Consider the following 10,911-nt stretch of genomic DNA (forward strand, 5'->3'; position numbering starts at 1 on the left):
GATGTTACCCCGCCGCACAGCCGTTATTGCGCGAAAATCGGTAACAGCAGATACAGCTTAATCACCAGCGCGTTGACGATATCGATAAAGAACGCCCCCACCATCGGCACCACCAGAAACGCCATATGGGATGGTCCAAAACGTTCGGTAATCGCCTGCATGTTGGCAATCGCCGTCGGCGTCGCGCCGAGGCCAAAACCACAGTGTCCGGCTGCCAGCACGGCGGCATCGTAGTTCTTACCCATCATGCGCCAGGTGACGAATATCGCGTACAGCGCCATGAAAATAGTCTGCACAACCAGGATTGCCAGCATCGGCAAGGCCAGTGAAGCCAGTTCCCACAACTTCAGGCTCATCAACGCCATCGCCAGGAACAGCGACAGACTTACGTTACCCAGCACCGAAACTGCACGTTCGAACACCCGATAAAAACCCAGTAGCGCCAGACCATTACTGAGGATCACCCCAACAAACAACACGCAGACGAAGGTCGGCAATTCCAGCACTGTTCCAACCAGCATTTGCGCAACGATTTTACCCACCGTCAGACAGATAGCGATCAGAGCAATGGTTTCAATCAGCACCAGCGAGGTGATCATGCGCCCAACGTCCGGCTTTTCAAATGCGGTCGGCACGGCCTGATCGTCCGGCATACCGTCTGGCGTGGTGGAGTGTTTGACCAGATAGCGTGCCACCGGGCCGCCAATCAGTCCGCCCAACACCAGACCAAACGTTGCGCAAGCCATCGCCACTTCAGTCGCATTGGTGAAGCCATAACGTTCAATAAACAGCTTGCTCCACGCGGCCCCGGTTCCGTGTCCACCAGAGAGGGTGATCGAGCCAGCGATCAGCCCCATCAGCGGATCCAGACCCAGTAGGGTCGCCATACCAATACCGATGGCGTTTTGCATCAGCAACAAGCCAACAACCACAATCAGAAAGATACCCACCACGCGGCCACCAGCACGCAGACTGGCGATATTGGCGTTCAGGCCGATAGTGGCGAAAAAGGCCAGCATCAGCGGATCGCGCAGGGTCATATCGAAGTCCACTTCCCAACCCATGCTTTTTTTCAGCACCAGCAGCGCAATCGCCACCAGCAATCCACCTGCAACGGGTTCGGGAATGGTGTATTTTTTCAGGAAGGAAACAGACTGGACGAGCTTACGTCCCAGCAGCAACACAAGGGTTGCCGCAACCAGCGTTGATAACGTATCGAGATAAAACATTTACAGCTCCATTAGTGCGTTTAGCACAATCACGCACGATGCATTCCAGACCGATTTTTAGCTCTTATTGAGTTTTCGGAGTGGATTTTAAGCAGAAAATGATGAAAAGTTATATAAAAATGTTTGTTTATCCGTTTTAAATATTAAGAATACCTGCTAGCAAACGTTTGCTTTTCTGCCCTGGTCAGATAAAATCACCGCTTTTCCACCATGGGATTGCCTCTGATGTCCGTTAACGCCGTAGAGTCAACAAATGCGCAACCGGTTGCGCAGACTCACAACAGTGAACTGATTTACCGTCTTGAAGATCGCCCCCCGTTAGCCCAGACCCTTTTTGCCGCCTGTCAGCATCTGCTGGCCATGTTCGTCGCGGTGATCACCCCTGCTCTGTTAATTTGCCAGGCGCTTGGTTTACCGGCTCAGGATACTCAACACATTATCAGTATGTCGCTGTTCGCCTCCGGCGTAGCTTCTATCATTCAGATCAAAGCCTGGGGACCAGTAGGCTCAGGGCTGCTATCCATTCAGGGCACCAGCTTTAACTTTGTTGCGCCACTGATTATGGGCGGTACGGCGCTAAAAACCGGTGGCGCAGATGTCCCAACCATGATGGCGGCGCTGTTCGGTACACTGATGCTGGCAAGCTGCACCGAGATGGTTATCTCGCGTGTCCTGCACCTGGCGCGTCGTATTATTACTCCGCTGGTCTCAGGGGTGGTAGTGATGATTATCGGCCTGTCGTTGATTCAGGTGGGTCTGACATCGATTGGCGGTGGCTATGCCGCAATGAGCGACAACACCTTTGGTGCGCCGAAGAATTTACTGTTGGCAGGCGTGGTGCTGGCGCTAATCATCCTGCTTAACCGTCAACGCAACCCTTACCTGCGCGTTGCGTCATTGGTGATTGCGATGGCGGCAGGCTATCTGCTGGCCTGGTTTATGGACATGCTGCCGCAAAATACCGCACCGGTAAGTCAGGACCTGCTGATGGTGCCAACGCCGCTGTATTATGGCCTGGGCATCGACTGGAGTTTACTGCTGCCGCTGATGCTGGTCTTTATGATCACTTCACTGGAAACCATCGGCGATATTACGGCCACCTCTGATGTCTCCGAGCAGCCGGTTTCTGGTCCGCTGTATATGAAGCGCCTGAAAGGCGGCGTGCTGGCGAACGGTCTGAACTCGTTTGTTTCCGCCGTGTTCAACACCTTTCCGAACTCCTGTTTTGGCCAGAACAACGGGGTTATTCAGTTAACGGGCGTCGCCAGCCGCTACGTTGGTTTTGTGGTGGCGCTGATGCTGATCGCGCTGGGCCTGTTCCCGGCAGTCAGCGGTTTTGTACAGCATATTCCTGAGCCGGTACTGGGCGGCGCAACGCTGGTAATGTTCGGTACTATTGCAGCATCCGGTGTGCGTATCGTGTCCCGCGAGCCGCTGAACCGCCGCGCGATTCTGATTATCGCGCTGTCGCTGGCAGTTGGTCTGGGTGTTTCCCAGCAGCCGCTGATTCTCCAGTTCGCCCCGGATTGGGTGAAAAACCTGCTCTCTTCCGGTATCGCCGCTGGCGGTATTACCGCAATCGTTCTGAATCTGGTATTCCCGCCAGAAAAGCAATAAGCAAAATGCGGCGTTGGTTCTGAATCAACGCCGCTGTAACGCTCTTTCACCATTCCCGCCTTGAGCATTGCGCCTAAATCGTGCATAACTTGACTATGTGCACTTCGCGGGATGGAAGACCATGAAATTTATTGGAAAGCTGCTTCTTTACGTGCTGATCGCCCTTGCAGTGGCGATTCTCGGCCTTTATTTTCTACTGCAAACCCGCTGGGGGGCAGAGCACGTCAGCGCCTGGGTTTCGGAGAACAGCAGCTACCATCTGGCGTTTGATGCCATCGATCACCGGTTTTCTTCCCCTTCCCATATTCTGCTGGAAAACGTCACCTTTGGCCGGGATGGTCAGCCCGCAACGCTGGTCGCTAAAACGGTCGATATTGGGCTGAGTAGCCGCCAAATCACCGACCCGCTGCACGTAGACACCATTTTGTTGCAAAACGGCACGCTGAATCTTTCCCAGCAAACAGCGCCGTTGCCGTTCCAGGCCGATCGCCTGCAATTGCAGGATATGGCGCTTAACAGCCCCGGCAGCGAGTGGAACCTCAGCGCCCAGCGCGTTAACGGCGGCGTCATTCCCTGGAGCCCTGAGGCAGGTAAAATTCTCGGGAGCAAAGCGCAAATTCAGCTCAGCGCCAGTTCGTTGACGCTCAACGATGTTCCAACTACCAACGTCTTGATTGAAGGCAGCATCGACCATGACCGGGTGACGCTAAGCAATATTGGCGCTGACGTGGCGCGTGGGGCATTAACCGGCGTAGCGCAACGCAATGCAGACGGGAGCTGGGTTGTGGAGAATCTGCGCCTGAACGATATCCGGCTGCAAAGCGACAAATCGCTGGCCGACTTTTTTGCCCCGTTAAGCACTATTCCTTCCCTGCAAATTGGTCGTCTGGAAGTGACGGATGCCCGTCTGCAAGGCCCCGACTGGGCGGTGACGGATCTCGATCTGAGCTTGCGCAACATGACCTTCAGCAAGGACGACTGGCAAACTCAGGAAGGAAAATTGTCGATGAACGCCAGCGAGTTTATTTACGGCTCTCTGCACTTCTTCGATCCGATTCTGAACGCCGAGTTCTCACCTCAGGGCATTGCGCTGCGCCAGTTCACCACCCGCTGGGAAGGCGGTATGGTCAGAACATCCGGAAACTGGATGCGCAGCAACAAAGCACTGGTCCTTGACGATGCCGCTATTGCTGGTCTGGAATACACGCTGCCGGAAAACTGGAAGCAGCTGTGGATGAACCCCCTGCCAGCGTGGTTAAACAGCCTGACGCTGAAGAAATTTAGTGCCAGCCGTAATCTGGTGATAGATATCGACCCCAATTTCCCGTGGCAGCTCACCGCGCTGGACGGCTACGGTGCTAACCTCGGGCTGGTACAGAACAATCAGTGGGGGATCTGGAGCGGTAGCGCCACCCTCAACGCCGCTGCCGCTACCTTTAACCGTACCGACGTGCGTCGCCCTTCGCTGGCGCTGACGGCAAACAGCAGCACCATCAATATCAGCGAACTGAGCGCCTATACGGAAAAAGGACTGCTGGAGGCCACTGCCAGCATTTCGCAGCTACCTCAGCGCCAGACGCAGGTCAGCCTGAACGGGCGCGGCGTGCCAATGACGATCCTGCAGCAGTGGGGCTGGCCCGCACTGCCGCTTTCCGGCGATGGCAACATCCAGCTTACCGCCAGCGGCAATATTCAGGCCGATGTGCCGCTCAAGCCAACGGTCAACGGTCAGCTGCATGCGGTGAACGTGGAGAAACAGCAGGTAACGCAAACCATGCAGGCGGGCGTGGTTTCGGGGAGTGAAGTCACTGCACCACCACCTGCACAATGATTTATTGCCCGGTGGCGCTTCGCTTACCGGGCCTACTCACGCTCATAAGCGAATATATTCACTGCACAACAGCCATTTCACCGGCTCGTCTTCTTCAATCAACGGGAAGCGACCGCCAGGTTCCAAAAAGTGGTTGTCATGCTGGTCGTCATTGACCATCGAGATTTCCCAGCCCAGCACAAACGCCTTCTCCGCCCAAAAGCGATGATACAAGCGCGGTGGCAGGCACACTCCTTGTCCCGGTTTCAATACCAGCGTCTCGCCAGCGTTAACTGTACGCCGCTGACCATCCACGCTAACCTCAACAACGCGTCGGGCGTCATACTCATCATCAGGCGTGGCCCACGCCAGTTGCATACACAAATCACCGCCGCCGCGATTAACGATATCTTCCATTTTATGGCGATGAAAATGCCATGGCGTTTGCTGATCCTGCTGAATTTGCAACATCTTTTCGGCGTACGGTTTGGGGTAGTCCGCTGACCCCATCAAACCATTGCGCAACGTTAGTAACGTCAGCCCCGTTTGCGCAAAATCTCCGTGCCCGAAGTCGGTAATATCCCAGCCCAACTGGAGATCGCGCACTTCACGCCACAGAGTTTGATCCTGTTGCCGCCAGGCATCGACCGTAAAATACGCAAAATCAGGCAGACAGACCCGAAAAGTCTCAGCGATGGCATGCGCTTTATCGACGGCATAATTAATGTGTGAACGCTTCATTCCACTTTTCCTTGTTGCGAAAGAGGCGGGTCGCCCCGCCTGCATGCCGTTAGTAAAGTGATGCTTTGCCGGTTGAACCGAACAGTTTCATTTTGTGGCGGATAACGTCCCGCGCGGCGCTAATGGCTTCCGGATAGATTACGTTCGGGTCCCACCAGGTTTCTTTCGCCAGAATTTCGCGGACTTTCTGGAAGTAAGCGTATTTCATATCGCTGGAAATGTTGATTTTGCCAACGCCCAACGTCACGGATTCGGCAATTTCCGCATCCGGGTTCGCGGAACCGCCGTGCAGCACCAGCGGAATATCCACACGTCCGGCGATATCGCGCAGGATGTTCATTTGCAGCTCTGGCTGCATCCCTTTCGGGTAGATCCCGTGCGCGGTTCCAATCGCCACCGCCAGCGTGTCTGCACCGGTTCGGGCGATAAAATCCTCTGCCTGAGCAGGATCGGTATAAGTAACCTTCGACACGCCGCCTTCCACTGACGTCCCGGTCTGGCCAATCGTTCCCAACTCCCCTTCCACCGAAACACCTACCGCATGCGCCAGTTTGACCACTTCGCGGGTCAGCGCCACGTTCTCTTCATATGGCAGCAGCGAGCCATCAATCATCACCGAGGTAAACCCACACTGAATCGCCCGCAAGACATGCTCAACCGAAGCGCCGTGGTCCAGATGCAGAGTAAAGGGAACCGGGCTACGCATGGTGATATCACGGACGTAGCTAAAAAACGCATCGCCGACAAAATCATGTTCGCTGGGGTGAATGGAGATAATCGCCGGGGTGTTGGTCGCTTCCGCTTCTTCCACTACTGCGCGTACAAAGCAGCTGTCCGCCACGTTGAATGCGCCGATGGCAAAACCGTGCTGACGGGTAGGTTGCAGTAATTCTTTCATCGAAACTAACATGTTAATTCTCCAGTTTCAGGGTGTAGAAAGCCCTGCCAGTGCGTCATCGCAGAGGCATAGAAGGCGTTACAGAAAATGAATCAGGCTTTGCCGATAGCGCCGCTGGCCTGCAGGTACGGAATAATGGCTTCCTCGCAGGCCTGTTCCATCAGGGCCAGGGCATCAACGAGTTCACCGGATGTGTCGCGACACAGGGTATGCAGTAGCGCAGCCTTTCCGGCTTCGAAAACCGCCGCACCAACGTTTATCTTGGCGACACCAAACGTCGGGCAGCGCTGTAGCTGGTCAAACGGCGTTCCGCTGCCGCCATGCAGCGCCAGCGGCACCGTTGATAACCGGGCTATTTCCTCCAGCCGCAGGAAATCAATAGCAGGTGTGATACCCGGCGCGTACATGCCGTGTGCTGTACCCACCGACACCGCCAGCAAATCGATCCCGGTCTGTTGGATGAAGGGTTCCACGTCGGCGGCCTGGGTCATCAAATCAGCGTTAGCGGCGTGGTCATAGCACGGAGCATCGGCCAAATGACCCAGCTCGCCTTCCACGCACAGAGAAACGCTGGCTGCAAGCTCAACCACCGCCCGGGTCTGGCGAATGTTCTCCTCCAGCGCAAAGGCGGAGGCGTCGATCATTAAGCCGCTGAATCCGGCGCGAAAAGCCTGGCGAATGCGTACAGGATCCTTTCCATGATCCAGCGCCAGCGCGACCGGTACCGAGGCTTCCTCTGCCAGCGTTTTGACCACCGCTGCCGCTATCGGGGCCGGAAAATGCTCCAGATGCCCCTGATACAAATTCAGAATGATGGGCGCACGGTGTTTCTCCGCCACTCGCACCGCTGCGCGGGCGCTTTCCAGGTTCATACAGTTGATGGCCAACAGCGCGTACTGCTTGCGCCAGGCTTTGGTCACCATGCTTTTCATATCGGCAAACATACGGCCTCCGGTTATTCCAGGGTGAAGGTGATTTCTTCGTCTTTCAGCTTTTGATCGCTGAGTTCGTCAAACTCTTCATCACGCTCGGTTACCGGTTTCTTCCACAGCGACAGCATGACGCCGCAAATCACCGTACCGATCCCCAGCGCCAGGCAAAACAGCAGCGGATGCGTAAAGAGCGGAACCACAAACATGCCGCCGTGCGGTACCGGGCTTTCGACACCCCACACCATAATCAGGCCACCCGCAATCGCCGATGCCACCACGCAGGAGCCCACCACGCGCAGCAGGTCGCGTGCCGCAATCGGAATGACCCCTTCGGTAATCATGCAGATCCCCATTGGGAATGCGGCCTTCAGCGCCTCACGTTCCGCACGGGTGTACTTGTGACGCGTCAACAGGAAAGAGAGCGTAATGCCAAATGGAGGGATCATCGAACCGACAAACTTCACCGCTTCCGGACCGTACACGCCGCTGACCAGCATGCCGTCAGCAAACAGCGACATGGTTTTATTCACCGGCCCGCCGAAGTCGAATGTCGCCATCGCACCGAGGATAGCGCCCATCAGAAAGCGGGATCCGCCCTGCATAGACTCCAGCAGATGAATCAACGCGTCCTGCAGCCAGGCAATCGGCTTGCCAATCAGCGTCATCATCAACAGGCCGCCGATAACGGTACTCAGTACCGGCAGCACCATGATGGGCATCAACCCCTGCATCGACTGCGGCAAACGGATATAGCGCTTGAGCAGTAGGACGGTATAACCGACCAGAAATCCGCCCAGCATCCCGCCGATAAAACCGGTATGAATTTCTCCGCAGACGAAGCCGACAATCAGACCCGGCGCGAATCCCGGACGGTCAGCAATGGAGTACGCAATCGCCGCGCTAATCAGCGGTACGATTAACCCCATCCCCCAGCCGCCAATCTGGTTGAGCATCCAGGGAATGGTTCCTGTTTTTTCACCGACGTTAGTGCCGCCAAGTATTTGCCCGAGAGCAATACAGATCCCGGCGGCGACAATTAACGGGATCATCCACGAAATTCCCGTTAATAAATGTTTTTTTATTTCCTGAGATAGCGGAATTTTATTTTCACTCATGTGAAATCCCTCCAGAATGAGGATCGCTACTGGTTATTATTAACTAATGATTTTTCGACCTTTTCAAGAAACTGAATGGGCGACTTTATGACGATTTCAGTTTTTACTCGCACAATGCGTTTGTTTGAAAATCGCTCCTCCCCTTTTATTTTTACATCGACAGCAAGAATCACGACATCAGCCGCAGAAATATCTTCTGTCAGCAGTTCGTTTTCTGTGCCAATGGTGCCCTGGGTTTCAACTTTTATATTATGACCAAGCGCTTTGGCACCTTTAATTAACTTCTCACGGGCAATATAGGTGTGCGCAATACCCGCCGTACAGGCGGCAACACAAACAATATTCATAACATGCTCCACATTTTATTTAGCAGACATTGGATTCAGCATATTGGCTAAAAAGCTCAATAATTTTTTGTGGACTACTTTCAACTAATAGTTGTTCAATAATGTCGTCATCTGCCAACGCGCCAGCAACCTGCGAAAGCAGACGAATATGGGTGGTGTTTTGATCTTCAAGACGTACGGCAAACAGAATAATGCACCGTACATTGCTGCCGTCCAGGGTTTCCCAGGGAATCTCCTGGCGGGTACGCCCAATCGCCAGCGTGGTATTGACCACCGCCGAGGATTTCCCGTGCGGGATCGCAATATGGTTTTCGAAGCCGGTCGAGCCTTCTGACTCACGTTGCCAGACATCCTGAATAAACGTTTCGCGACAGCTAATTGCTCCATCTTTTTGCAGAATATCCGTCAGTTCCTCAATAGCCTCCGTTTTGCTTGTAGCCTTCATGTCCAAAATAACGCGATTTGTATTGAGTATTTTCGTGATGTCCATCAATCATACCTCATGGAGTTCAGACATTAATTTTCAACGACCAGCGACGTCGCCCGATGTAATTTTTCCGTAATAACCGTTTCTGTTACCCGCTTAATATCCGCATCATTGAAGAAGGCAGTGACATACACGACCGGCATGGCAACCGCGGGTAAATTAATCGTCGATACCACCAGTTCAATATCGTCCGTCAGTACAGAGGGCAGGCTGCCTGCCGACACCACGCCGACGATAGTCCAGTCCGGAAAGGCGCGTAGAATACGGCTTTTGAGTAAGTGAGAAGTGCCGATACCCGTTGAACAGACCAGTAGTACGCGTTTACGCGCTATCTGACGCTCCATTGCGGCCTGAAAATGCACGGTTAAATATCCCACTTCATCTTCCGACACGGCCCGCTCGCCCCAACCGCTAAACACCCGATTTACCGCACACTGGGTCAGACGCCACACGTCCTGCAACTCGCCTTTGATATCCTCCAGCAACGGATTACGAATGCGGATCTGGTAGTTCAGTCGGTTAATCAGCGGTTTAATGTGGATCAGCAATCCGTCATACAGCGCCGTGTCCTGGCTAAGATCGCTGTCGACCATCTCGGCGAAGGTGGCAATCAACCGATGGGTAATCAAACGCGCTTCGTCGCTGGAGTGCATATGACCAATCACACTCACGTCATTATGCTCTTCAATCACCACACCCGAGGAGATAATGTATTGATATATAAACCAGACTTCGTCTTCAGGCAGCGGGTGGGCAATGCGTTTTTCGATATTCTGAATCATGCGACTGGCAATGGAAAATATGTTCTCATCACAGGTAGTGATGCTCTCTTCTTTTCTCGGAAGTGCATTGCCACGCGTGATGCGGTACATCATGATCAGAATATGGGTAAAGATATTGACGTAATAAGGCTCGCCGAGCGACCAGCACAGGTCGTTCTCCATTTCCTGTAATAACGTCTGGACAAATAAAACATCTTCTTCGCCAAAGTAATGCACTAAGGCTTTATAACTGCCCGGGTCAAGGCGTGAATAAACCACGTTACCAGGTTCATTATGGTTAATCACACCGTTAATCAGCGATGCCATCGCCTGGCGCACACCGCTCTCGCTACCTTCGATGTGCGTGCCGCTCTGACTGCGAATCAACGACAGGCCCAGTGGGGTAATCCAGGATTCAATTACTTTCAAATCGTTCACAATCGATGCGCTACTAATAAAATAACGTTCGGATAATTTACTGATCGACGTTTCATGCGGCGTTTCGCTTAATAATTGTGAAGCTATCTTTACTCGCCGTGAATTATTCATCATGCCGTCAGCATCATCACCCTCCGTTCCTAATAACTGGTCCATATATAAAAGGTCGGTAATATTATCGGCACTTAATATCACCCCAGCACCAGCACGTTTATCGATGGCTATTTTCCATTCTGATAACCATGGTTCCAGTAAGCGCAGATCGCGCTGCACAGTTTTCTCTGAAACAGATAAATACTCGGCAATTTTCAGCAGCGTGACATATTCCTTCTTAGACAGAAGAAATTTTAATAATCTGTTTTGTCGCGAGGTAATCATTTGCATTATTTACCCTTATTACATACCAGATTAAATATCTATACCCGTCATACTTCAAGCTGCATATGCGTTGGCTTTCCGGTAATGACTCCAACTTATTGATAGTGTTTTATGTTCAGATAATGCCCGATGACTTTGTCATGCAGCTCCACCGATTT

11 protein-coding genes are annotated in these 10,911 nt (G+C 53.2%); 2 read left to right on the top strand and 9 right to left on the bottom strand.

What is annotated here, in order from left to right; genetic code table 11:
- Positions 1–23: 23 nt before the first annotated feature.
- Positions 24–1,229, bottom strand: coding sequence for a sodium/glutamate symporter (gene gltS / locus OGX92_RS00330; protein WP_164562361.1), 1,206 nt, complete (start codon positions 1,227–1,229; stop codon positions 24–26).
- Positions 1,230–1,454: 225 nt separating this feature from the next.
- Between gltS and xanP the strand changes: the two genes are divergently transcribed.
- Together xanP and OGX92_RS00340 are read left to right on the top strand one after the other, a co-directional pair.
- Entirely contained in the window at positions 1,455–2,846 is a 1,392-nt protein-coding gene (gene xanP / locus OGX92_RS00335; RefSeq protein ID WP_003024026.1) for a xanthine/proton symporter XanP, read from the top strand.
- 121 nt (positions 2,847–2,967) lie between these two features.
- Positions 2,968–4,677 (top strand): AsmA family protein, encoded by a 1,710-nt coding sequence (locus tag OGX92_RS00340; protein ID WP_240389445.1) that lies wholly within the window; start codon positions 2,968–2,970, stop codon positions 4,675–4,677.
- Positions 4,678–4,719: 42 nt separating this feature from the next.
- On the opposite strand, the gene OGX92_RS00345 is transcribed toward OGX92_RS00340, so the two are convergent.
- The 8 genes from OGX92_RS00345 to OGX92_RS00380 form a co-directional block, all read right to left on the bottom strand.
- Complete coding sequence (locus OGX92_RS00345; protein ID WP_003827238.1) at positions 4,720–5,397, bottom strand: D-lyxose/D-mannose family sugar isomerase; 678 nt, start codon at positions 5,395–5,397, stop codon at positions 4,720–4,722.
- Between the two features lie 49 nt (positions 5,398–5,446).
- The gene (locus tag OGX92_RS00350; protein ID WP_003827236.1) at positions 5,447–6,307 is read right to left on the bottom strand and encodes a ketose-bisphosphate aldolase; all 861 of its coding nucleotides are present in this window, start codon (positions 6,305–6,307) and stop codon (positions 5,447–5,449) included.
- 80 nt (positions 6,308–6,387) lie between these two features.
- On the bottom strand, positions 6,388–7,239 hold the full coding sequence (locus tag OGX92_RS00355; protein WP_126956514.1) for a class II fructose-bisphosphate aldolase: 852 nt from the start codon (positions 7,237–7,239) through the stop codon (positions 6,388–6,390).
- A gap of 11 nt (positions 7,240–7,250) precedes the next feature.
- A complete protein-coding gene (locus tag OGX92_RS00360; RefSeq protein ID WP_003827232.1) occupies positions 7,251–8,342 on the bottom strand; it encodes a PTS fructose transporter subunit IIC in 1,092 nt (363 codons plus the stop codon).
- Positions 8,343–8,368: 26 nt separating this feature from the next.
- Positions 8,369–8,689 (bottom strand): PTS fructose transporter subunit IIB, encoded by a 321-nt coding sequence (locus tag OGX92_RS00365; protein ID WP_003827230.1) that lies wholly within the window; start codon positions 8,687–8,689, stop codon positions 8,369–8,371.
- A 19-nt stretch (positions 8,690–8,708) separates the two neighbouring features.
- On the bottom strand, positions 8,709–9,179 hold the full coding sequence (locus tag OGX92_RS00370; protein ID WP_063941167.1) for a PTS sugar transporter subunit IIA: 471 nt from the start codon (positions 9,177–9,179) through the stop codon (positions 8,709–8,711).
- A 26-nt stretch (positions 9,180–9,205) separates the two neighbouring features.
- Positions 9,206–10,759, bottom strand: a complete 1,554-nt coding sequence (locus tag OGX92_RS00375) for a BglG family transcription antiterminator (RefSeq protein ID WP_284962220.1) — start codon at positions 10,757–10,759, stop codon at positions 9,206–9,208.
- Positions 10,760–10,848: 89 nt separating this feature from the next.
- The coding region (locus tag OGX92_RS00380; RefSeq protein ID WP_071603212.1) for an IS1 family transposase at positions 10,849–10,911 on the bottom strand (63 nt) is incomplete at its 5' end.

Source organism: Citrobacter sp. Cpo089 (assembly GCF_030332695.1).
GTDB lineage: Bacteria > Pseudomonadota > Gammaproteobacteria > Enterobacterales > Enterobacteriaceae > Citrobacter > Citrobacter portucalensis.

Coding starts and splice junctions, on each gene's coding strand:
- gltS (WP_164562361.1), bottom strand. CDS start 1,229: ATGTTTTATCTCGATACGTTATCAACGCTGGTTGCGGCAACCCTTGTG.
- xanP (WP_003024026.1), top strand. CDS start 1,455: ATGTCCGTTAACGCCGTAGAGTCAACAAATGCGCAACCGGTTGCGCAG.
- OGX92_RS00340 (WP_240389445.1), top strand. CDS start 2,968: ATGAAATTTATTGGAAAGCTGCTTCTTTACGTGCTGATCGCCCTTGCA.
- OGX92_RS00345 (WP_003827238.1), bottom strand. CDS start 5,397: ATGAAGCGTTCACACATTAATTATGCCGTCGATAAAGCGCATGCCATC.
- OGX92_RS00350 (WP_003827236.1), bottom strand. CDS start 6,307: ATGTTAGTTTCGATGAAAGAATTACTGCAACCTACCCGTCAGCACGGT.
- OGX92_RS00355 (WP_126956514.1), bottom strand. CDS start 7,239: ATGTTTGCCGATATGAAAAGCATGGTGACCAAAGCCTGGCGCAAGCAG.
- OGX92_RS00360 (WP_003827232.1), bottom strand. CDS start 8,342: ATGAGTGAAAATAAAATTCCGCTATCTCAGGAAATAAAAAAACATTTA.
- OGX92_RS00365 (WP_003827230.1), bottom strand. CDS start 8,689: ATGAATATTGTTTGTGTTGCCGCCTGTACGGCGGGTATTGCGCACACC.
- OGX92_RS00370 (WP_063941167.1), bottom strand. CDS start 9,179: ATGGACATCACGAAAATACTCAATACAAATCGCGTTATTTTGGACATG.
- OGX92_RS00375 (WP_284962220.1), bottom strand. CDS start 10,759: ATGCAAATGATTACCTCGCGACAAAACAGATTATTAAAATTTCTTCTG.